Genomic DNA, 22,522 nt, shown 5'->3' with positions numbered 1-22,522 from the left:
TCCCGCAGCATAACCAATTGTGAAAGGAACTGAAAGGTTTCCAGCCGACTCCCGGGCCGCGTCATTTCAGTATGCCGTCGTATCGCCCCGCTGCCGGCAAGGCCGTGCAGCGCACGACACGCTCGACGGCAGGCCGCCCCCGGCCGCAAGCGGGCCAACCCGGCAAGCAGCCCCCCGATTCGGGACCTAGAATGAGAACGGTGCCGCACCTTTGGCGCTCACCGGTGGCCCCACTCTCGTCAAGGCCCGCGACCATGAACATTCACACCAGGCGTTTCATCCGCCCCGCGCTGGGCGCCCTCTGCGTCGCCACCCTCGCGACGCTTCAGGCCTGCAACGGCGATGCCTGCTTCGGCGTGGATGCCTGCTTCAACAACAACACGCAGACGGTTGCGCTGTCGGGCACGGCCGCGACCGGCAATGCACTCGCGAGCGCCCAGGTAACGGTCAGCTGCGCGTCGGGCTCGGCGACCACGCTGACGGACGGCGGCGGCAACTACAACGTGACGGTCAATGCCGCGCTGCCGTGCGTCATCACGGTAACGTCGGGCGGCACGAGCCTGCATTCGCTCGCATACGCGGGCGGCACGTTCAATACGACGCCCGAGACCGAGCTGATGCTGACCTATCTCGCCGCTCAGCTCGGCACGAACACGGCCGGATTGATCGGCAATTTCCAGGGGAATGCGCGCTATCAGCAGGCGATGAACAGCGCGAACACCGTACAGGCCGCGCAATCGGCCGTAGTGACGAACCTGCAGCAGCGCTATTCGGTCACGCTCGCCGTGCCGGCCTTCCTGACCACGTCGTTCACGGTCGGGCAACCGGGTGTCGACAGCGATCTCGTCGCACTCGCGAAAGCCGGCGCAATCGACTCGAACGGGATGCCGGATCCGGTGGCCGTTACGCTGCTGACGCAGGCCGGCGCGGCGCATCCGCTGTAAGCGGCCGGCGGCGGGAAGAAGATCGCCCGGTAGCGGGCGTCAGATGTGCGCTTCGGGTTCGCCGTCGGCCAGCAGCGCCCACCGTTCGTGGTCGCGCCATTCGCCGCCGATGCGCAGATAGCGCGGCGAAAATCCCTCTTTCGTGAACCCGAGCCGCCGCACCAGCGCAATCGACGCGTGGTTGCCGGGCTGGATATTCGCTTCGAGCCGATGCAGCCCGAGTTCGCCGAACGCGACGCCGATCGCCGCACGCATCGCGTCGGTCATCAGCCCCTTGCGGCTGAATTCCACCATCCCGTAGTACCCGAGATACGCGCTCTGGAACACGCCGCCGACGATCTCGTTGAGGTTCACCACACCGACCACCGCGCCTGACGTGCGCTCGCGCGCGACGAGGCCGACGCTCGGGCCCGTCAGGCAGCGGCCGAACCACTGGTCGAATCCGGCCTGGTCGGTGAACGAGTCGACCCATGGCAGATGGTGGCTCCGGCTCGCGCGATTGGCGGCGATCAGGTCGGCGGCGTCGGTTCGGGCGACGCGGTTCAGCAGGATCGGGCTCATCGGCCGGTCGACGAATGTCACTTACGCGGCCTCCCCGCGCCCGCACACGACGGGTGCGGCCTGCGCCTGCTGCTGCTGCGACAGGTAACGCAGCAGCTTGGTGACCATCCACACGACGATGCACGACAGCACGACGAAGAACACCGCGAGCGGCGTCAGCACATGAATCGATACGAAACCGGCCAGCCCCATCATCGCGGACGACACCAGCAGCAGCGCGCATCCGAGGATCGCGCTCGTCAGGCCCGCGATATGCGGAAACAGCGAATTGCCCTTGGCCATCAGCGTCGGGTACATCGCGCCCGCGCAGAAGCCCATCACGAGCACCGGCGTGGCGAGCGTCCACACGCGCAGCCCGACGGTCAGCGCCAGCACCAGCATCGCGACCGACGCGCCGGCCATCACGCGCGCGCCGATGCGCAGCCGTTGCTCGGCGCTCGGCAACCCGGGCCCGTGAATCCGGTTCGACAGGCCGCCGAGGAAATACATCAGCCCGATCCCGAGCGCGAGATAGCCGAAGAAGGTCGGCGGCTTGTGCAGCGTGGTCTGCACCATGAACGGGCCGACGATGTTGAACACGAGCAGGATGCTGTAGCACAGCCCCTGTGCGAGGAAGCAGCTCTGGAATACCGGGCTCGCCAGCACCTTGCCCGCGTTCGTCATCAGCGTGCGCGGCTCGAGATGCACCGGTTTCGGCAAGGTTTCGCGGTAACGCCACAACAGCGCCCACATCACCAGCGAGTACACCAGCAGGAACACGAGACACGCACGCCAGCCGAACCATTCCTGCAGGTGCGCGCCGATCACCGGCGCGACGATCGGCGCGAGCCCCCACGCGATCGACATGTACGTGAACGCGTGCATCAGCGCCTGGCCGGAGAACGAGTCGGTGATGATCGCCTTCGCGAGCAGGTTGGTGGTCGCGATCCCGAAGCCCTGCAGGCAGCGCGCCAGCACGAACGTCTCCAGGTTCTGCGCGCCGAGCGACAGCAGGCAGCCGATCGTGTAGATCACGAGCCCGAACGCGAGCACGCGCTTGCGCCCGTAAGCGTCGGCGATCGGCCCGAAGATGAGCTGGCCGAGCGCATAGGCGGCCATGTAGCCGGACACGCTCGACTGGATCGCCTGCGGCGTGGTCGCGAACGACCGTGCCATGTCGGGCAGCGCGGGCACGTAGATGTCGATCGCGAGCTGGCCGGCGGACGCGAACAGGCAGATCAGGAACAGCAGGAAGCGCGGCGAATTCGACTCGCGCGCGGGAGTGAGCGTGGCGTTCATGACGACTGGGAAGGATGTCGGACAGCAGCGGCGCAGCCGTGCGATGTTCGAATGGCGAACACGCGTGCGTCGTGGCGAATCCCGTATTGTGCCTGTTGTCGGGTCACCCGGCCGGATTCCCCTGGCGTGGACGAGGTTGAATGCCGATTGCGGCACAGCCGGAAATCCGCTAGCGGCGCGGCAGCGCTCGCCGGGGGGCATCGCCGCCGGTGGCCAACCCCGGCTAGCTCGGCGTCCGGCCCCGCGCGGGCCGGAAACGCGTGCCTGGCGCGTTTCGCCCCGCCGTACTGTCGACACCGCCGGCACGCGCCGGCGGTTTTTCATTGCCGAACGTCGATCGGACCCGCGTCAAATCAATACTGCGCCTGATCCGTCGGATTCCTGAACAGCTGCTTCATCTCCACCGACAGCGGATAGTTGAGGCTCACGCCCTTCGGCGGAATCGGCTGCGTGAACCACTGGTTGTAGAGCTTCTCGGCCGCACCCGACGTCTGCATCTTCGCGATCACGCCGTCGACGACATGCTTGAACGCCGGATCGTCCCTGCGCATCATGCACGCGTAGTTCTCGTGGACGAGCGGCGTGCCCGTCACCGTGTACGCGCCCGGGTTGCGGTCCTTCGCGATCTCGCCGTACAGCAGCGGCTCGTCCATCACGAACGCCACCGCGCGCCCGGTCGTGACGTTCATGAACGCTTCGGCGTGATCCTTCGCGCTGATGATCCTCATGTTCATCGCCTTCTCTTCGTTGAGCTTGCGCAGCAGGCGCTCGTCCGACGTGCCGGCCGTCGTCGCGACCGTCTTGCCGGCCAGGTCCGCGAAATCCTTCACGCCCGAATCCTTGCGCGTGCTGAAGCGAATGCCGTACAGAAAGATGCTGTTCGAGAACGCGGCCTGCTTCTGCCGTTCGAGCGTGTTCGTCGTCGATCCGCATTCGAAATCGATCGTCCCGTTCTGCAGCAGCGGAATCCGGTTCTGCGACGTGATCGGGATTTCCTTCACCGCGAGGGTCGGCAGGTTCAGGTCCGCCTTCAACTGGTCGATGATACGCGACGCGATATCGCGCGAATAGCCGATGTTCTTCTGCTGGTTGTCCGAATACGAGAACGGCACCGACGATTCGCGAATGCCCAGCGACACGACGCCCGTGTCCTTGATCTTCTTCAGCGTGCCGGTGAGGGCCTGCGCGTGCGCGGCGCCGGCCAGCGCACAGGACAGCGCGACGGCCAGCCAGCGTAAGCGGCGATCCATGCTTTTCTCCTGACGAAACGTTGATCGAATCGCGATCGTACGCCCGACAAAATTCGCGTCGAATCAGGGAAAGCGTAATCAACCTTCCAGCGCGGCCGGGCCGTGAAAGATGTTTTCCGTACCGCGCAAACGGGCCCGCGCCGCACGTTTCGCCTGACCGGCCGCGCGTGGACTCGCCCCACCTTCTGTGCCACTCGTTCCAAACACGCGTTCATGCTGCATCGCAGCAACGTAATCGTTTGCGCGAGCCCCGGTTTTTCTCGCGAAACGTACTCAAGAAGCCGCGTTGCAGGCCGTTACCCAGTGCATGGCGCGTCGCAGCAGCCTTGCTGCAAGCGTCAGACAAAAAAGACAAGGTCCGGGTCAGCCGGACCAGCGCCACCGCCGGCACGACGGTTATCTTCGAGGATCGAGTTTCAACATGAGAGCCAAACGTTTCAATTTCGCGCTGGCGCGCTCCGCACATGCGCGCATGCTCGCCGGCATGCTGTCTGCCGCCGCCCTCCTGCCCCTCGCCGGTTGCGGCGGCGGTGGCGGCGACGGCAGCAACCCGTCCTCCTCCAACGCGGCGCCGGCTCCGACGCCGGCTCCGACCGCCCCGACACCCACCCCCACCACGACCGGCAACAATGCATGCGCGACGCAGCAGGCCGCGGTGCAGATGGCGGCGCAGACCGCGCCGGTCGAAGCGCCGATCGATCACCTGATCGTCAAGCTGAAGACGCTGACGGCCACGCGGGCGATGGCGGCCATCGACAACGGGACGCGGCTCGACGCGGTGATCCAGCGCTCGATGACGCGCTGGACGGCGCCGGTCGCCGGCAGCGCACGTGCGTATGCGAGCACGGTCGGACAAGCGACACCGAACGTGCAGGTCGAACGGACGATCTCGAACGGCGCGGCCGTGCTGTCGCTCGGCCAGCGCATGGCCGCCACCGACGCGGCCGCACTCGCGCAGGCATTCGCCGCCGATTCGGACGTCGACTACGCGGAACCGGATCACCCGATGCAGATCCGCGACACGCCGAGCGACCCGCTCTACAGCCAGCAGTGGTACCTGTCCGACCCGACCGCCGGCATCGACATGCCGCCGGCGTGGACCGTGACCAAGGGTTCGCCGACCGTCGTCACGGCCGTGCTCGACACCGGCTACCGGCCGCACGCCGACCTCGTCGGCAACCTGCTGCCCGGCTACAGCTTCATCAGCAACGTCAACACCAGCAACAACGGCCTGACGCGCGGCCCGGACGCAACCGATCCGGGTGACTGGGTCACGCAGCAGGAACTCAGCAATACGAACGGTCCGTACTATAACTGCGCGACCCAGCCGAGCGACAGCAGCTGGCACGGCACGCGCGTGATGGGCGTGATCGGCGCAACCGCCAACAACGGCGCCGGCATCGCCGGCATCTCGTGGCTCGGCCGCATCCTGCCGGTGCGCGTGCTCGGCAAGTGCGGCGGCACCACCAGCGACATCGCGGACGGGATGCGCTGGGCGGCCGGCATTGCGGTCAGCGGCGTACCGAACAACCCGACGCCCGCGAAGGTCATCAACCTGAGCCTCGGCGGCGTCGGCGCGTGCAGCACGACGTTCCAGCAGGCCATCGACGACGTGACCGCGAAGGGCGTGACCGTCGTCGTCGCCGCCGGCAACGACGGCCTGTCGACCGGTCTCGACCAGCCCGCGAACTGCCGCGGCGTGATCAGCGTCGGCGCCACCGACGCAACGGGCCGCCGTGCGTCGTTCAGCAACTTCGGCGCCGATGTCGCGCTCAGCGCGCCGGGCGTCAACATCCTGTCGACGTCGAATACCGGCACCACGACGCCGGGCTCGGACACCTACGGCCTCGCGAACGGCACCAGCCTCGCGACGCCGCAGGTGACAGGCGTTGCCGCGCTGATGCTGTCGGTGAACGGCAACCTCACGCCGGCGCAGATCCAGCAGAAGCTGCAGGGCGGCACGCGCACGACCAAGCTGGCGGCCGGCACGTCGTGCACCGCGATGCCGGCAGGCTCGGGCATCCTCGATGCAGGGGCCGCCGTCGCGTCGGCCAACTAGCCAGCCCCCCTGCTCCGGCGCGGCCGCGCGCATGCCGACATGGCGTGCGCGCGGCCGTTTCATTGGCGGCGATCCGGCGTTGCTCCGCTCCCGCATCGACCCGATTACGTTTCTCGAAATAACAGCTGACAAAAGGGTTGACGCTTCGCACAGCGACCCATTACCATCGCTCCCGTCTAATTACATGGAGTGTTCTGTGAACACCGATGCGAGTTGTAGTTGGTGCTTGACCAACTCGACTGCTGCCTGAGGAAAACGCGCAGAGCCTCGTCTTCTGCCGCATCCCGGGAAGCAGGATGCGGCGTCCTTCCGGCCTGACTGGCCAGATCTCCCGCCGAATTTTTGTTGTTGTCGAATGCACGCGATGCGCCGTCGCGCGCGTGCGTTCGTGTTGCGCGCAGCGTCAGCTGCGTGCGTTTTCCGTTCGCGTGCCATCCGGCCGCGCGCCTTCGTGCGTGCGTCGCTGTCGATCGCCCGTGCCGATCATTCGCAACCGACAGGAGTGCAGATGAACTCAGACGACAGTAGTCGATTACCGCTCGCCGGTGCGACGCTGCACATCGCCCCTCCGGCCGCACCGTACGCGCCGGCGAGCGTTCCCACCTTCACCGATCCACAGCCGATCGCGCCTGACGCGACGCGGCGGGGAGCGCTCGTGCGTCGATAACGTCACGGTCGCTCCCCGCCCGCCGCCTCGTGCGCAAGGAGCGACTCATGACAACACGACACAACACATCGCAAAAGAAGCAGCGTGGCTTCATCAAGGCCGGTGCCGGCCCGCAGAACGAACCGCGCATCATGCGCGCCGCGCAGGAAGCGGCCCGTCCGCTCGAAGACACGCTGAAGTCGCTGAACACCAGCACGCGCGGCCTCACCTACGACCAGGCCGCCGACCGCCTGCAGCACTACGGCCCGAACGAGATCGCGCACGACAAGCCGCCGCACTGGACCCGCCAGTTGCTGCTCTCGTTCCACAACCCGTTCGTCTACGTGCTGCTGGTGCTGGCCGCCATCAGCTTCTTCACCGACGTCTACTTCGCGGCACCCGACGATCGCGACTATGTCGGCATGACGATCCTGCTGACGATGGTCACGATCAGCGCGCTGCTGCGCTTCGTGCAGGAATTCCGTTCGCTGCGCGCGGCCGAGAAGCTGAAGGCGATGGTCCGCACGACCGCCACCGTGCAGCGTGCAATGACCGACACGTCCGAGCCGACCCGCCGCGACGTGCCGATGCGCGAAGTCGTGGCCGGCGACATCGTGCACCTGTCGGCCGGCGACATGATCCCGGCGGACGTGCGCCTGCTCGCATCGCGCGACCTGTTCATCAGCCAGGCCGTGCTGACCGGCGAGGCACTGCCGGTCGAGAAGTACGACACGCTCGGCGCGGTCGCCGGCAAATCCGCCAGCACGCGCGCGGCCGGCGCCGCGACCGATACGTCGGCATCGCTGCTCGATCTCGAGAACGTCTGCTTCATGGGCACCAACGTCGTCAGCGGCACGGCGACGGCCGTCGTCGTCGCGACCGGCGAGGACACCTATTTCGGTTCGCTCGCCCGCAACGTCGTGAGCCACAAGCGCATCGAGACGAGCTTCGACCGCGGCGTCTCGAGCGTGAGCTGGCTGCTGATCAAGTTCATGTTCGTGATGGTGCCGATCGTGTTCATGATCAACGGGCTGACCAAAGGCGACTGGCTGAGCGCACTCACGTTCGCCCTCGCGGTGGCCGTGGGCCTCACGCCCGAGATGCTGCCGATGATCGTCAGCGCGAACCTCGCGCGCGGCGCGGTCGCGATGGCGCGCCGCAAGGTCGTCGTCAAGCGGCTGAACTCGGTGCAGAACTTCGGCGCGATGGACGTGCTGTGCACCGACAAGACCGGCACGCTCACGCAGGACAAGATCATCCTCGAACATCACCTGGACCTGTCGGGCCACAAGGACGAGGAGATCCTGCGGCTCGGCTGGCTGAACAGCTTCCACCAGAGCGGCCAGAAGAACCTGATCGACATCGCGGTCGTCGCGCGTGCCGACGAGATCGGCGAGCGCGTGAAGCCGCAAGGCTACAAGAAGATCGACGAACTGCCGTTCGACTTCGTGCGGCGCCGCCTGTCGGTCGTCGTCGAGGATACGCGCGGCACGCACCTGCTGATCTGCAAGGGCGCGGTCGAGGAGATGCTGGCCGTCTCCACGCATGTGCAGGATGAAGACGGCGTGCGTCCGCTCGACTTCGTCGCGCGCAAGCGGCTGCTCGAACAGGCCAGCGCATACAACGAGGACGGCTTCCGCGTGCTCGTGCTCGCGACGCGCACGATCCCGCGCGGCGACGAGCGCCAGCAGTACCGCACCGCCGACGAACATGACCTCGTCGTGCGCGGCTTCCTGACCTTCCTCGATCCGCCGAAGGAATCGGCCGCACCGGCGCTCGCCGCGCTGCGCGAAAACGGCGTCGCGGTGAAGGTGCTGACGGGCGACAACCCGATCGTCACGATGAAGGTGTGCCGCCAGGTCGGCCTCGAACCCGGCAAGCCGATCCTCGGCACGGAAATCGAAGCGCTCGACGACGCGACGCTCGCGCAGGTCGTCGAACGCACGACCGTGTTCGCGAAGCTGACGCCGCTGCAGAAGGCGCGCATCGTGAAGGCGCTGCAGGCGAACGGCCACACGGTCGGTTTCCTCGGCGACGGCATCAACGATGCGCCCGCGCTGCGCGACGCCGACGTCGGCATCTCGGTCGACAGCGGCGCCGACATCGCGAAGGAAACCGCGGACATCATCCTGCTCGAAAAGAGCCTGATGGTGCTCGAGGAAGGCGTGATCAAGGGCCGCGAGACGTTCGGCAACATCCTGAAGTACCTGAACATGACCGCGAGCTCGAACTTCGGCAACGTGTTCTCGGTGCTCGTCGCCAGCGCGTTCCTGCCGTGGGAGCCGATGCTCGCGACGCAGCTGCTCGTGCTGAACCTGATCTACGACACGTCGCAGATGCTGCTGCCGTGGGACAAGATGGATCCCGAGTTCCTGAAGAAGCCGCGCAAGTGGGAAGCCGGCAACATCAGCCGCTTCATGCTGTGGGTCGGGCCGACGTCGTCGGTGTTCGACATCACGACGTACATCCTGATGTGGACGGTGTTCGGCGCGGGTGCGATGTATCACCTGAACGGCGGCACCGGCGGCCAGATCGTGATGAACTCGGGCTGGTTCATCGAGAGCCTCGTGTCGCAGACGCTCGTCGTGCACCTGCTGCGCACGCAGAAGATCCCGTTCCTGCAGAGCACGGCCGCGCTGCCGGTGCTGCTGTCGACGTTCACCGCGATCGCGATCGGCTGCTGGCTGCCGTTCTCGCCGTTCGCGGAGTCCCTCGGCTTCATGCACCTGCCGGGCACCTTCTGGCTGTGGCTCGCCGCGACGATGGTCGGCTACATCCTGCTCGCGCAGATCGTCAAGACGATCTACGTGCGCCGCTACAAGCAGTGGTTCTGAACGTCTTCGCTTGACGGCCTGCCGGCCCGCGCCCTCGGCGTGGGCCGGCAGGTTCGCCACGCATCACGGGTGACACGATGAAAAGAATGCTTCCGCTCGCAGCCGCGAGCGCCCTCCTCGCGCCGTTCGATGCCCTCGCCACCCATCCGCTCGTCAGCGACGACACGGGCACGCAGGGCAACGCGAACTGGCAGTTCGAGTTCAACGCCGAGGAAACCTCGAAACAGGAAGAAAACGGCCGCCACCAGCTGTGGAACGCGACGCTCACGCGCGGATTCGGCGAGCACGTCGATCTCTACGTAAACGCGCCGTACACGCATCTGCAGACGCGCACCGACGAAAACGGCGCCGGGATCGGCGATGTCGAGATCGGCATGAAATGGCGGTTCGTCGAGCGCGGCCCGCTGTCGATCGCGCTGAAACCGAAGCTGACGACACCGACCGGCAACGACCGGCGCGGGCTCGGTACCGGCCGCGTGGGTGCCGGCGCAACGCTGCTCGCACAGCTCGACGTCGCGCGGTTTTCGTTTCTCGCGAATGCGGGCATGACATACCAGCCGAATCGCCAGGGCGACCTGACGTCGATCTGGGCCGTGTCGGGCGCGGCGATCTACAAGGCGACCGACAAGCTGCAGATCGTGGCCGACATCGGCACGTCGCGCAACACGGAAAGCGGTGCCGGCGCGAACCCTGCGTTCGTGATCGCGGGCGCGATCTATTCCCCGAAGCCGTGGCTCGATCTCGACATCGGCTACCGGCGCGGGCTGAACGACCAGACCTACGATCATTCGGTGATGGGCGGCGTGACGGTGCGGTGGTAACGCGCCGATACCCCGCATCGAACCGCATACCGAGCCGAAAGACGACGGGCCGCTTCCAGCGGCCCGTTTTTCATTGCGCGTCGTTCGCGCCGAACAGTTGCGCGCACACGGCGCGCCCTTCGTCGGTCAACGCCGCGCTGCCGGTGCCGTCCTCGTTCAGCGTCGTCGCGCTCAGGCCCGCGGCGTCGAGCTGCGTCAGCACGCGGCGCAGCGTGCTCATCGGCAACTGCGTGCGTTTTGCGATCTTCGGCAGCGACCAGGTCTTGCCGGCCGGATCGCTCGCGGCCTCATTTAGCGTCGCGAGCGTCGCAACGAGCGCGGGATCGAGCGGGGAGTCGTCGGATTCTGAAGTCATGGGTTGCGGTCGGTGAGCGAGACTGGAGCTTTCGTTCGGGCATCCGGCACGCGATCGGGCGACCGCCGCCGGCTGAGGACACTATACCGCTTCGTCCATCACGCATTCTTGATCGCGGCCCGCATGAACGACACGAAGCGTGTGGTGACGGGATCGTCGCGGTCCGACAGCCACGCGAGCCCGACGCGCCACTTCGCGTCCTTGCCGTCGAGCGGCAGTACCGTCGCGTCACGCAGCAGATATTGCGCACGGGACGGAATGAACGCGACGCCCGCGCCGGCCGCGACCGACGCGAGCACCGACTGCACGTCTTCGGCCTGCTGCGTCACGTGCGGCACGAAGCGGCGCTCGACGCACCACCGGTCCACCTGCGCGGCCAACCCTTGCCCGCGTGCGCGCTGCAACGCGATGAAGCCAATCTCGTTGAGCGTGCCGAGATCGGCCGGCACGCGCTTCAGGCCGAGATGCGGCGGCACCGCCAGCGCCAGCGCCTCGTCGATCACCTTGAACGACGACAGTCCCTCGTCCGACGGCAGGCGCAGGAACCCGGCGTCGAGCTTGCCCGCGCGCAACCGACGCGTCTGCTCCGCGGACGACAGGTCGCTCAGCGTCACGGCAATGCCGGGATTCCGGCTGCGAAACTCGGCGACGAGCTTCGGGACGAGCGTCAGCACCGACAGGCAGATGCCCAGCCGCAAATGACCGCGCTGCCCGCTCGACAGCTCACGCGCGCGGGCGAGAATCTCGTCGGCATCGCGCACGAGCGCCTGCGCATCGGGCAGGAAGCGCTCGCCGAACGATGTGAGCTCCGCGCCGTGCCGGCCGCGCTCGAACAGCTTGCCGCCCAGGCTCGCCTCGAGCGCGCCGATCTGCTTGCTCAGTGCCGGCTGGCTCATGTGCAATGCGTCGGCCGCGCGGCTGAAATGGCACAGCTCGGTGACCGTCAGGAAGGTTCGCAGCAGTTTCAATTCCATTCTTAAAAGGAATCGTAACGATCGAAACATTCATTTTACCGATCGAATGCGATGACGTTCAATACGGACATGCCCTTTCCGGAATCGACCGTCATGTCCCTTGATCCCGTCTGTGAATGTCCGCCCGACGACACGTCGTGCGCGCCGGCCGCCATCGACAAGCGCGCCGCGACAGCCGATCTGCGCGCGCCGAAACGTCGTGCTGAACGAGTCGAGCGTACCGAACGCGCTGACGGACGCGGCCGCCGCTTTCGCTTCGGCGACGCCGTGGACGCAATGACCACGCTGAACAACGCGCCGCCGCGCCCCGTGACCGGTTCGATCGCGATCAGTTTCGCGGTGGTGTCGCGGCGCAACTGGCCGCGTTGAATGGCGTGCGGCACCCGTGCAGGCTTTTCATGCCGGCCGCCGACATCGCGACGTCAAACGCGCGATGCCCTTACCCGAGCGCCAGGTCGGCGATATCGATCCGATAGAGGTTACCGTCCGTACCGACCGCATGAAGCACTTGGCCGCGGCCAGTCATTCGCGCGATTCCGACCGGTTCGGCACCATTGCGCTGCAAGCGATACGTGCGCACCAATCGAGCATCGCCACCGCCATCGATACGCACCAGGTACAACATGTCGCGTTCCTGATACGAGCCGCAGAACAGCGCCACGTAGTCGTCGTGCCGCGTCGCATCCTCCATGACCGCGAACGCGTAGCTGCCGTTGACCGGCATGCGCGATGACCAGACTGTTTGCCGGTCACGCACGCGGACGAGCGCGAATGTGTTGTAGTAGTAGATCCACGCGTCCCGGTCGTTCGGAACGTTGAGCGCGTAACAGCAGTCGATCGGGCCGAACCCCGGCGACGGAGCAAACGCATAGCGCTGCTCACCGGCCCGGCTCCACGCGACCAACCCGGACTCGCCGACCGGCGAATCCCAGCCGAGATTGCCGTACACGCCCTCGTCGAAATAGGACGTCCAGATATCCCCGGCAGCCGTGGCCTGCACGGCCTCGATGCCGTCGCCAAGCAGGATTGCGCCGCACGCCGTGCCGTCGCGCCGATAAAAACGCCCGTTCAGGTCGAAATCATCGTCTCCGCGACGAACGGACCGGCAGCAAACCAGCAGCAGATCGTCGCCGACAGGCTGGACGTCGTGAATATTGAACGGCTCGTCGTCGATCACGCAGTCCATGCGAACCTCGCCGCCGTGCCAGGCCATCACGCGATACCGCTGCGACGTCGACGGCACCGTTTTCGGAAACGACGCGCCGCCGGCCCCCTCGGTTCGATAATCGAGCGGCTCCTGCGCGAACACCATGTAGACGGCGTCGTCCGGCCCCACGTTGAAGGCCACGAGATCGCCCGTCTCGCAAAGGCTGTCGATCGACGCATACGGCGACACGGTCAAATCATGCGGGCGCGCGGACACGGGAAGCTCCTGAAAGGTGACCCCGGCATCTTGCCGACGCAGCCACCGTTTGTCACGCATGCGCGGTGGGGCGGCACGCGTGCACGGCGCTACGCGCCATGACGAGCACCGGCGTGCGAATCGTCGCTCCATGCGTAAACGAATCGTCATCTTCGCGCGATCGACCGTATAATTTTCCGCATCCCGCTGACCGCCCACGCATTTCACGCAGCCTCGCCACGCGTGAAAAGGAGACTTTCGCTTGACCGGCCTCATCGCGCGCCTGCCTCTCGCCCGGACCACCCTGCTCGTCGCCCTGTCGATGCTGATGTTCGCCTTCTCGACGAACGCATCGTCCACGCCACGCAATCCGCCGCCACGCGCCGCCCACGCTCATGCGCCTGCGAAGGCCGTCAAGAAAACCGTCAAGAAGAAGCCGGCCCAGCGCAACAAGAAAGCCGTCAAGCATCGTCGCCCGCGCGTGAAGCACCAGGCGGTCAAGCGTCACGCGGCGCCGGCCCCGCAGCAGCGCCGTGCCAAGCGCACGACCGCCGTCCGCCCGCGCCCGGCCGCCGGGCCCCGTCTGATGGCGAGCTGCGGCTACAGCCCGCGTGCGGTCAATTCCCTCCATTCACGTGCGGCCTACGTGCTCGACGTCGACTCCGGCACGCCGCTGCTGGCCCGCAACGCACGCACCGTGCGGCCGATCGCGTCGATCTCGAAGCTGATGACGGCCGTCGTCGCGCGCGACGCCGACCGTCCGCTGAACGGCGTGCTGCGCGTCACCGCACACGACCGCGACACGATCAAGTTCACCGGATCGCGCCTGCAGGTCGGCTCGGAACTGTCGCGCCGCGAGATGTTCCATATCGCGCTGATGTCGTCGGAAAACCGCGCGGCCGCCGCGCTGAGCCGCGACTATCCGGGCGGACGCGCCGCGTTCGTCAACGCGATGAATCGCGAAGCGCGCCGGCTCGGCATGCGCCATACGCACTTCCGCGAGCCGACCGGCCTGTCGCCGCACAACGTGTCGACGGCCGAGGATCTCGCGAAGCTCGTCGGCGCGGCAGCACAGGATCCACTGATCCGCTATTTCTCGACGGATACGTCGACCACCGTGCGCCCGGGCGACGGCGAGCTGCTGTATGTGAATTCCGATCCACTCGTCCGCTATCGCCGCCTGCCGATCCGGCTGCAGAAAACCGGCTTCATCAACGAGTCGGGGCACGGCGTCGTGATGCGCATGCGTGTGAAGGGCCGCCGCGAAACGGTCGTGCTGCTCGGTGCCCCGACGCGCGCGGGCGTCTCGAGCGATGCCATCAAGATCCACCGCTGGCTGTCCTGCTCGATCCAGTAGGCGCGTAAGGGCGGCCGGCGCATTCACCCTGACGGAGCGATGTCATGCAGGACGAATACCGCTTCAACGCATTCGGACGGCTGCTTGCCGTCGTGCGCAAGAACGACCAGTGGGCCGTGTTCGATCTCGGTACCGAGGGCAAGCGGCGCCCGGCCAACCTGCATGTTCCGTCGGCGCTCGCCGCGGACGAACTCGCGCAATACCTCGGCGACCTGCTGCACGAAGCCGCGACCCCGCGATACAGCGAAGTCGTACCGGTCCCGCTCCGCAGCCCGTAATCGCCCCCGGTTGCACCACGATCCGGCGATCAATTCGACAGCTAAACTTGCAAGTTTAGCTGTCGTGTTCTATGATCCGCCGCATGAACCCACCACGCAAACCCGGCGTTTCCGCCGATATCGTCGCTGCTGACCTGACCCTCGCGGTCGGCCAGCTGATCCGCCGGCTCCGCTCCGAGATCGAATCCGGAGGGCTCGGCATGTCCCAGACGAGCGCGCTCGCGCGACTCGAACGGCACGGGCCGATGACGACCGCCGATCTCGCGCGCGCCGAAGCGATGAAGCCGCAGTCGATGAAGGCGACGCTCGCCAGCCTCGAGGAAGACGGTCTCGTCGAGCGCGAACCGCATCCGACCGACGGCCGGCAGATCCTGTTCCGGCTGACCGCGGCCGGTCTCGACGCACGGCTCAAGCGCAACGCCGCGAAACACAAGTGGCTCGGCGCCGCGATCGAGCAGCTCGATCCCGAAGACATCGACACGCTTGCCGCCGCGATCCCGCTGATCCGCCGCATCGGCGAGCAATGAATCCGGCCCGCGCGCCCCACGCTACCCGCGCGCACGGCCTTCTTCGTCCCTTTCACGGAGTCCCACATCATGAGCGCAACCCGTCTCGACACGCACACCGCACTCGTCGTCATCGACCTGCAGAAAGGCATCATCGCCCTCCCCACCGCGCATCCGGTCGAACCGGTGATCGCACACACCCGCACGCTGCTCGACGCATTCCGCAGCCGCGGCCTGCCGGTCGTGCTCGTCAACGTCGCGGGCGGCGCACCGGGCCGCACGCAGCAGCAGGTGCGCCTGGACGCCCTTCCCGCCGACTGGGCCGACCTCGTGCCCGAACTGAACCGGCAGCCGGGCGACCACTTCGTGACGAAAAAGACCTGGGGTGCCTTCACCGGCACCGACCTCGACGCGCACCTGAAGGCGGCCGGCGTCACGCAGATCGTGCTGACCGGCATCGCGACGAGCATCGGCGTCGAATCGACCGCACGGCAGGCGCACGAACTCGGCTACAACGTCACGCTCGCCGTCGACGCAATGACCGACCTCAACGCGGATGCACATGTGAACAGCGTCGAGCGCCTGTTCCCGCGCCTCGGCGAAACGGGCACGACGCAGGACATCGTCGCGCTGCTCGACCGGCGCGGCGCGTGAGCGACCAACACGCCCGGCCGGTGCAGAACCGCGCGGCCGGCCGGCCCGATCCGTCGATCTGGAAGGTCAGCGCGGTCGCGGTGCTCGGCTCGCTGCTGTCGCAACTCGACGCGACGATCGTCAACGTGTCGCTGTCGAGCCTCGCGACCGACCTGCACGCGAGCCTCGCAACGATCCAGTGGGTCACGAGCGGCTACCTGCTCGCGCTCACGCTGGTGCTGCCGCTGAACGGCTGGCTCGTCGACCGGATCGGCGCGAAGGCGCTGTACCTGTGGTGCTTCTCGGCGTTCACGCTCACGTCGGCGCTGTGCGGGCTCGCGTGGTCCGCGCCCTCGCTGATCGCATTCCGCGTGCTGCAAGGCGTGAGCGGCGGGCTGCTCGCGCCGATGGCGCAGATGATGATCGCGCGTGTCGCCGGCCAGCAGATGGCGCGCGTGATCGGCTACGCGGCCGTGCCGGTGCTGGTCGCGCCGATCCTCGGCCCGGTCGTCGCCGGCGCGATCCTGCAGCACGCGTCGTGGCGCTGGCTGTTTCTCGTGAACCTGCCCGTCGGCGTGCTGGCGCTCGCGCTGGCCGTGCGGTTCCTGCCCGGCGACCGCGACGACACGCAGCCGCGCGAACTCGACTGGGTCGGGCTCGCGCTGCTGTCGCCGGGGCTCGTGCTGTTCCTGTACGGCATCGAGCGGATCAACGAAGCGCTCGGCATCGCGGCGATCGTCGCGGCGGCGCTGTTGCTCGTGGCGCTCCTGCGGGTCGAAACGCGCAAGGGCGACCGTGCGCTGATCGACCTTGCGCTGTTTCGCCGCAAGGTGTTCGGCGCGGCCGCGTCGACGCAGTTCCTGTCGAACGGTGCGCTGTTCGCGGGCCAGATGCTGATTCCGGTGTTCCTGATCCAGGCGTGCGGCCGCACGCCCGGCGAAATGGGCTGGCTGCTCGCGCCGATGGGGCTCGGCATGCTCGTCACGTATCCGTCGATGGGCGCGCTGACGAGCCGGTTCGGCGTGCGCCGGCTGGCCGCCGCCGGCGCGTTGCTCGCGCTGTTCGCGACGCTGCCGTTCGTGTTCCTCGCGCTGACCGGCTACGATCCCTACCTGCTCGTGCCGGCGCTGCTTCTGCGCGGGATGGGCCAGAGCGCGATCGGTGCGCCGTCGATTTCCGCCGCGTATGCGTCGGTCGAGCGCCGCAACCTGCCGATGGCGACGACCTCGCTCAATATCGTGCAGCGTCTCGGCGGCCCGACGTTCACGACGGTGTGCACGCTGTTCCTCGCGTGGCGGCTGCAGGCCGAATCGGTGGCAAGCGGTGGCACGCAGGCGAACGCGTACGCGTGGGCGTTCGGCCTGCTTTGCGTGCTGCACGCGGCGAGCTTCGTCACGACGCTGCGACTGCCATTGTGGTCGGCCGGTGCGGGCGGGAAACCTGCCGGCGCCGCGCGCGCCGGCTCGCGCTGATCGCGCTGATCGCGGACGCCGCGCCGCGCTACGTCACGCTGCGCTGCACGCGCGGCATCGCTACGGCAGCCACATCGGCACGATCGACGCCACGAGCAGCGCGCCGAGCCCGGCATTCAGCCAGCGCCACTGCCGCTCCGTGCGCAATACCCGCGCGAACAGCAGCCCGGCGAAACACCAGAGCGACAGCGACGCCATCGCGGCGAAGCCGAACGCCAGCCCGAGCAACACGCCGAGCCGGGCCGGGCCGGACGCGAGCGCGGCAAACGACGCAGCCGCGCCAAGCGTCATCGCCCAGCCTTTCGGGTTGTGCCAGAGCATCCAGACGCCGCTGACGAACCCCTGCGGCCGATGCACCGCGGCATCGAGCCGCGGCTTGCCGCCGCGCCCGATACGCACGGCCAACCACGCGAGGTACGCCGAACCGGCCGCCTTCATCGCGAGCTGCAACGCGGGCAGCGCAAGCAGCACGCCACCGAGCCCGGCCGCCGCAGCAGCGGCCATCGACGCCAGGCCGACCGCGATGCCCACCATCAGCGGCAGCGAACGCCGATAGCCGAAATGCGCGCCCGAGGCGGTCGCAAGCGTCGTCGCGCCACCCGGCGTCACGGTGGACACGATCACGAACAGCACCAGCGGCAGGTAGTCGCGGAACAGCACGGAAGCTCCCGATCGTCTTCGTCGAAGCCCCGTTTTACCCGCGATCCTCCCATTACGAAAGCGAAAGCTTTTTATCCATGGCATTAGCATTCATAATGCGTCGCATGGTACGCAATCTCGACATCGCGCTGCTGCGCGCCTTCGTCACGGTCGCCGATCATCGCAGCATGACGGCGGCCAGCCGCGCGCTGCACCTGACGCAAGGCGCGATCAGCCAGCAGGTCGCACGGCTCGAAACGCTGTCCGGCCCGCTGTTCGTCCGCGAGCACCGTAACCTGCTGCTCACGGCGGACGGCGAGCGGCTGCTCGGGCAGGCACGCCGGCTGCTCGCCGTGCACGATGCGCTGCTGACCGACCTGACGGCCGGCGGGGTCGAAGGCGCCGTGCGTGTCGGCGCGCCGCAGGATCTCGTCGGCACCTGTCTCGCCCCGATCCTGAAAGGCTATGCGCACGCGCATCCGCAGGTCGCACTCTCGCTCGTGTGCGCGGCGTCGCCGGAACTCCGCCGGGGGCTCGCGCAGGGCGAACTCGACGTCGCGCTGATCGAGGCGCCGGTCGGGCCGTCACGCGGCGAGTGCATCGCCGTCGACCGCCTGGTCTGGGTCGGCGCGAAAGGCGGCACCGCGTACCGGAACACACCGCTGCCCGTATCGATGGTCGCGCAGACCTGCGCATTCCGCCCGACGGTGCTCGACGCGCTGCGCGGCTGCGATCGCGCGTGGCGCACCGTGTTCGAGAACGGCAGCATCGACGCGACGGCCGCGACCGTGCGCGCCGACCTCGCGGTGACCGTCTGGCTCGCGTCGACCGTGCCGGCCGACCTCGACATCCTGCCGGTCGACAGCGGCCTGCCCGCGCTGCCGAACTTCGCGATCAACCTGCATCTGCCGCGCGGCCAGCGCACGCCGGCCGCGACGGAACTCGCCCGCCACCTGCGCAACGGTTTCGCGCGGGTGCGGGCAGCAGCCTAGCTGCCGGTTCCCGCTACACCATGCCCGGTTCCTGCGGCGCCGGCGTCGTGCCGGCGGCCTCCAGCGCCTGGTGCAGCGTAGGGAAGATGCACGACGCGCCGACGATCTCCGTGATCCGGTGACGATCCATGTCCGCCCGCAGGTAGCGATTGACTCGCCCGAACAGCACACCGATCCCGCGTGCCTGCAGCATCTTGACGAGATCGGTCAGCGTGCGTGCGGCCGAATAGTCGACGTCGGTAATCGCGCCCGCATCGACGACGAACCAGCGCGTCGGCACCGGCGCCGCCTCGACGAGCTCGGTCACTTCGGCGGTGAACAGATGATCGTTCGCGAAGAACAGGTCGGAGCCGAACCGGTAGACGATCAGCCCGGGTGCCGTCATCGCGCCGCGCCGCGCGGGCACCGGCTGCCACCGCCCGTTGCCTTCGACCGGTTCGAGCACCATCGTGTGCGGCTGGTAGCTGTGGCGCACGTGCCGCATCAGCGACAGCGCGACGGCCAGCAGGATGCCGTGCTCGACGCCGACCGTCACGACGGCCAGCGCCGTCACCAGCGCGAGCGTGAACTCGCCGGGGCTTTCCTTGCGGATGGCGGCGAGGCTGCGCACGTTGATCAGCCCGAGCGCGATCGTGAACACGATGCCGGCCAGCACCGCATGCGGCAGATACTGCAGAAAGGTGCTGAAGAACAGCAGGACCACCGCCACCACGGCCGCGAACGCGAGGTGCCCGATCTGGCTGCGCACGCCCGCGCCGTCGGCCATCGCCGTCTGCGTCGGGCTGCCGTTGACGACGAACGCGCCGCCCACCGCCGCAGCCGCGTTCGCGGCCGCGAGGCCGAGGATGTCGGCGTTGGTGTCGACCTCCTCGTCGTACTGCTGCGCGAACACGCGCGCGGCGGCCGCGCTCTGCGCAATGATCATCACGAAGCACGACGCCGCGACCGGCACGAGATCGAGGAACTGCTGCCACGTGACGGACGGCCAGCGCAGCGGCGGCAGCCCGCCCGCGACCGGCCCGAGCACCGCGATGCCGTGCGCGGCGAATCCCAATGCGTAGCTTGCCGCGATGCTGCCCGCGACCGCGATCATCGGCATCGGCACGCGCGGCAGGAACCGCTTGCACGCGAGAATCGCAACGACGACGAGCGCGGCGAGCGCGAACGTCGGCCGGTTCGTGTGGACGAGATGCGTGACGACGTAGTCGAGCTGCGCGAGGCTGCGCGACGCCGGGTACGGCACGGCCAACCCGAGCATGTCGCCGAGCATCGCGATCGACACCTGCACGCCGACGCCGGCGAGAAAGCCGACCAGCACCGTGCGCGACAGGAAATCGGCGAGAAAACCGAGCTTGAAGATGCGCGCGAGCAGCAGCATCGCGGCGGTCAACAGCGCGACCATGCCGGCCAGCGCCACATACTCGGCGCTGCCGGCCGGCGCCATCGACGACAGCCGGCTCGCGAAAATCGTCGCGGTCGCGGAATCGGCGGCCACCACCAGATGCCGCGACGCGCCGAAGCATGCGAACGCGACGAGCGGCAGGAATACCGTGTAGAGGCCCGTGACGGCCGGCATGCCCGCGATGCGCGCATAGCCGAGCACCTGCGGAATGTCCATTGACGCGAGCGAAATGCCCGCGAATACGTCGCGGATGGCCCCGCCACGGCGGATCGGGAGGATGCCTTTCAGCAGCCGCACGCCTGACGGGCGGCTTTCGTTGGAATCTTGCATGCGTGAATTGCGTGAATATGGGGTGACGCGGTTCGAGAAGTCGTTCGCGCATCGTGCCCCGGGCAGGCATCGCATGGCAAGTGCGCGAAGGTGGCACGTGTCGCTCACCGTCGGCTGACGGGCCGCACGCGAAGGCGAGCGTTACACGCACCAACGCGTGCGACGTCCGCATGATTGCATGGATCGCCGTTCACGCGCATTGAAGCGCGAGGGCCCGCCGGAGCGGCGTCGCGCCGATCCCGGGCCGGCGTGCAACGCATCCGGCAACACGCGTGTGCGGCGGCCAGCGGTGACGCGCGTTCACCACCCGCCCTCACCCGATTACAGAGGAGACCTGCACAATGGTGAGGAGGTTCGGGAGCCGCGCATCATGCATTCCCGGCAACGTGCCCGGAACCCGGTGGCACAATCACGGTCCCTTTCATGTGCCCTTCACCGGGCGCGCGCCGCGCCGCGGCGCCGATTCAACGCACGAGAAGGCCCCTGTTTGCCCCTATGACCCTGAACGAATCCTGGTTTGCGCCGCTCGTCGGCATCCTCATCCTGCTCGCCGCCGCCGGCGCGATCACCGCCGTCGTCCATTTCCTGCTGTTCCGCGTGGTCGCGCGGCTCGCGCGGCTTTCCGCCACGCGCGTCGACGACGCGCTGTTCGAGTTCGGTGCATTCAAATGGCTGAACCGCATCGTCCCGTTCATCGTGGTCAAGCTCGGGCTGGGCGCGGTGCCCGGCATCCCCGGAACGGCCGCGCAGGCCACCGACAAGGTGCTGTTCGCGCTGATCGTGTTCCTCGTGACGATGACCGTCAGCGCAACGCTTTCGGCGCTCGAACACACGCATCGCACATACCAGCGCGATCAGCGCGACCAGCCGCACCTGTCGCTGAAAGGCGCGATGCAGCTCGTCAAGCTCGTGATGTTCATCACGGCCGCGCTGGTCGTGATCGGCGACGCGACCGGCAAGCAGATCGGCCTGCTGCTGTCCGGCATCGGCGCGATGTCCGCGGTGCTGATGCTGATCTTCAAGGACACGCTGCTCGGCCTCGTCGCGGGCGTGCAGCTGTCGTCGAACGACATGCTGCGGATCGGCGACTGGATCACGATGCCGTCGGCCGGCGCGGACGGCACCGTGATCGACATCACGCTGAACACCGTCAAGGTCGCGAACTTCGATCACACGATCATCACGGTGCCCACGTGGAAGCTGATCACCGAGAGCTACCAGAACTGGCGCGGGATGACCGAAGCGGGCGGGCGCCGCATCAAGCGCGCACTGTTCGTCGACGCGACGAGCGTGCGTTTTCTGTCCAACGACGAGATCGAACGGCTCGAACGCCTGACGCTGCTGAAAGACTATCTCGAGGACAAGGTCGACGCGATCGAGCAATGGAACGGCACGCTCGGCGCGGCCGGCGACTGCGCGGCGAACCGCCGCCAGCTCACCAACCTCGGCACGTTCCGCGCGTATGTCGCGAACTACCTGAAGGGCCATCCGCGCATCCGCCGCGACATGACCTGCATGGCGCGGCAACTGCCGCTCACGGCCGAAGGCATTCCGCTCGAACTGTACTGCTTCACCGACACGACGACGTGGGTCGACTACGAGGCCATCCAGTCCGACCTGTTCGATCACCTGATCGCGGTGCTGCCGGAGTTCGGGCTGCGCGTGTATCAGCACCCGTCGGGCTTCGACATGCGGCAGATGGTCGGCGCAGCGCAAGCCGGGCTGCAGGCGCCGCACGCGGGGTAACGCATGCGGTGGCGGCCGGTCATCGGCCGCCGCTTGCCGCGCG

General features: G+C 67.6%; 20 protein-coding genes. 12 read left to right on the top strand and 8 right to left on the bottom strand.

Annotation, left to right across the window (positions count from 1 at the left end; genetic code table 11):
• Positions 1–254: 254 nt before the first annotated feature.
• Complete coding sequence (locus tag BDI24065_RS08480; RefSeq protein WP_175030839.1) at positions 255–944, top strand: hypothetical protein; 690 nt, start codon at positions 255–257, stop codon at positions 942–944.
• 39 nt (positions 945–983) lie between these two features.
• Here the strand turns inward: BDI24065_RS08480 and BDI24065_RS08475 are convergent, their stop codons facing one another.
• The 3 genes from BDI24065_RS08475 to BDI24065_RS08465 all read right to left on the bottom strand — a co-directional run bounded on the left by BDI24065_RS08475 (position 984) and on the right by BDI24065_RS08465 (position 4,033).
• The gene (locus BDI24065_RS08475) at positions 984–1,505 is read right to left on the bottom strand and encodes a GNAT family N-acetyltransferase (RefSeq protein ID WP_175030881.1); all 522 of its coding nucleotides are present in this window, start codon (positions 1,503–1,505) and stop codon (positions 984–986) included.
• A 21-nt stretch (positions 1,506–1,526) separates the two neighbouring features.
• Entirely contained in the window at positions 1,527–2,783 is a 1,257-nt protein-coding gene (locus BDI24065_RS08470; protein WP_175030838.1) for a multidrug effflux MFS transporter, read from the bottom strand.
• Positions 2,784–3,136: 353 nt separating this feature from the next.
• Entirely contained in the window at positions 3,137–4,033 is an 897-nt protein-coding gene (locus BDI24065_RS08465) for a glutamate/aspartate ABC transporter substrate-binding protein (protein WP_175030837.1), read from the bottom strand.
• 421 nt (positions 4,034–4,454) lie between these two features.
• On the opposite strand from BDI24065_RS08465, the gene BDI24065_RS08460 reads away from it, so the two are divergent.
• The 3 genes from BDI24065_RS08460 (at position 4,455) to BDI24065_RS08450 (ending at position 10,393) form a co-directional block, all read left to right on the top strand.
• Entirely contained in the window at positions 4,455–6,092 is a 1,638-nt protein-coding gene (locus BDI24065_RS08460) for a S8 family peptidase (protein ID WP_175030836.1), read from the top strand.
• 714 nt (positions 6,093–6,806) lie between these two features.
• Positions 6,807–9,572, top strand: coding sequence for a magnesium-translocating P-type ATPase (mgtA, locus tag BDI24065_RS08455; RefSeq protein ID WP_175030835.1), 2,766 nt, complete (start codon positions 6,807–6,809; stop codon positions 9,570–9,572).
• Between the two features lie 77 nt (positions 9,573–9,649).
• Positions 9,650–10,393 (top strand): transporter, encoded by a 744-nt coding sequence (locus BDI24065_RS08450; protein ID WP_175030834.1) that lies wholly within the window; start codon positions 9,650–9,652, stop codon positions 10,391–10,393.
• A 70-nt stretch (positions 10,394–10,463) separates the two neighbouring features.
• On the opposite strand, the gene BDI24065_RS08445 is transcribed toward BDI24065_RS08450, so the two are convergent.
• Both BDI24065_RS08445 and BDI24065_RS08440 read right to left on the bottom strand, forming a co-directional pair.
• Positions 10,464–10,748 (bottom strand): hypothetical protein, encoded by a 285-nt coding sequence (locus BDI24065_RS08445; RefSeq protein ID WP_039351195.1) that lies wholly within the window; start codon positions 10,746–10,748, stop codon positions 10,464–10,466.
• 98 nt (positions 10,749–10,846) lie between these two features.
• Positions 10,847–11,722, bottom strand: coding sequence for a LysR family transcriptional regulator (locus BDI24065_RS08440; RefSeq protein ID WP_046548044.1), 876 nt, complete (start codon positions 11,720–11,722; stop codon positions 10,847–10,849).
• A gap of 51 nt (positions 11,723–11,773) precedes the next feature.
• On the opposite strand from BDI24065_RS08440, the gene BDI24065_RS08435 reads away from it, so the two are divergent.
• A complete protein-coding gene (locus BDI24065_RS08435; RefSeq protein WP_175030833.1) occupies positions 11,774–12,091 on the top strand; it encodes a hypothetical protein in 318 nt (105 codons plus the stop codon).
• Between the two features lie 70 nt (positions 12,092–12,161).
• On the opposite strand, the gene BDI24065_RS08430 is transcribed toward BDI24065_RS08435, so the two are convergent.
• A complete protein-coding gene (locus BDI24065_RS08430) occupies positions 12,162–13,145 on the bottom strand; it encodes a hypothetical protein (RefSeq protein WP_175030832.1) in 984 nt (327 codons plus the stop codon).
• 241 nt (positions 13,146–13,386) lie between these two features.
• Here BDI24065_RS08430 and BDI24065_RS08425 point away from each other — a divergent pair, with 241 nt between their 5' ends.
• From BDI24065_RS08425 to BDI24065_RS08405, 5 genes are all read left to right on the top strand, one after another.
• The gene (locus tag BDI24065_RS08425; protein ID WP_175030831.1) at positions 13,387–14,481 is read left to right on the top strand and encodes a serine hydrolase; all 1,095 of its coding nucleotides are present in this window, start codon (positions 13,387–13,389) and stop codon (positions 14,479–14,481) included.
• Between the two features lie 44 nt (positions 14,482–14,525).
• Entirely contained in the window at positions 14,526–14,759 is a 234-nt protein-coding gene (locus BDI24065_RS08420) for a DUF7661 family protein (RefSeq protein ID WP_175030830.1), read from the top strand.
• A 71-nt stretch (positions 14,760–14,830) separates the two neighbouring features.
• A complete protein-coding gene (locus BDI24065_RS08415; RefSeq protein WP_175030829.1) occupies positions 14,831–15,286 on the top strand; it encodes a MarR family winged helix-turn-helix transcriptional regulator in 456 nt (151 codons plus the stop codon).
• Between the two features lie 69 nt (positions 15,287–15,355).
• Positions 15,356–15,919 (top strand): isochorismatase family protein, encoded by a 564-nt coding sequence (locus BDI24065_RS08410; protein WP_175030828.1) that lies wholly within the window; start codon positions 15,356–15,358, stop codon positions 15,917–15,919.
• Positions 15,916–17,370 carry a DHA2 family efflux MFS transporter permease subunit gene (locus BDI24065_RS08405; protein WP_175030827.1) on the top strand — a complete coding sequence of 485 codons (1,455 nt, stop codon included), beginning with the start codon at positions 15,916–15,918 and terminating at the stop codon, positions 17,368–17,370. The genes BDI24065_RS08410 and BDI24065_RS08405 overlap by 4 nt, the downstream gene beginning before the upstream one ends.
• A 60-nt stretch (positions 17,371–17,430) precedes the next feature.
• Here BDI24065_RS08405 and BDI24065_RS08400 read toward each other — a convergent pair whose 3' ends face one another.
• The gene (locus BDI24065_RS08400; RefSeq protein ID WP_175030826.1) at positions 17,431–18,030 is read right to left on the bottom strand and encodes a LysE family translocator; all 600 of its coding nucleotides are present in this window, start codon (positions 18,028–18,030) and stop codon (positions 17,431–17,433) included.
• 95 nt (positions 18,031–18,125) lie between these two features.
• On the opposite strand from BDI24065_RS08400, the gene BDI24065_RS08395 reads away from it, so the two are divergent.
• Positions 18,126–19,001 (top strand): LysR substrate-binding domain-containing protein, encoded by an 876-nt coding sequence (locus tag BDI24065_RS08395; RefSeq protein WP_175030825.1) that lies wholly within the window; start codon positions 18,126–18,128, stop codon positions 18,999–19,001.
• Between the two features lie 13 nt (positions 19,002–19,014).
• Here the strand turns inward: BDI24065_RS08395 and BDI24065_RS08390 are convergent, their stop codons facing one another.
• The gene (locus tag BDI24065_RS08390; RefSeq protein ID WP_175030824.1) at positions 19,015–20,733 is read right to left on the bottom strand and encodes a SulP family inorganic anion transporter; all 1,719 of its coding nucleotides are present in this window, start codon (positions 20,731–20,733) and stop codon (positions 19,015–19,017) included.
• A gap of 495 nt (positions 20,734–21,228) precedes the next feature.
• On the opposite strand from BDI24065_RS08390, the gene BDI24065_RS08385 reads away from it, so the two are divergent.
• On the top strand, positions 21,229–22,479 hold the full coding sequence (locus tag BDI24065_RS08385) for a mechanosensitive ion channel family protein (protein WP_175030823.1): 1,251 nt from the start codon (positions 21,229–21,231) through the stop codon (positions 22,477–22,479).
• Positions 22,480–22,522: the final 43 nt, after the last annotated feature.

It is taken from the genome of Burkholderia lata (genome assembly GCF_902499025.1).
Taxonomy (GTDB): Bacteria; Pseudomonadota; Gammaproteobacteria; order Burkholderiales; family Burkholderiaceae; genus Burkholderia; species Burkholderia lata_C.
This window is presented reverse-complemented; position numbering and strand designations above follow the sequence as displayed.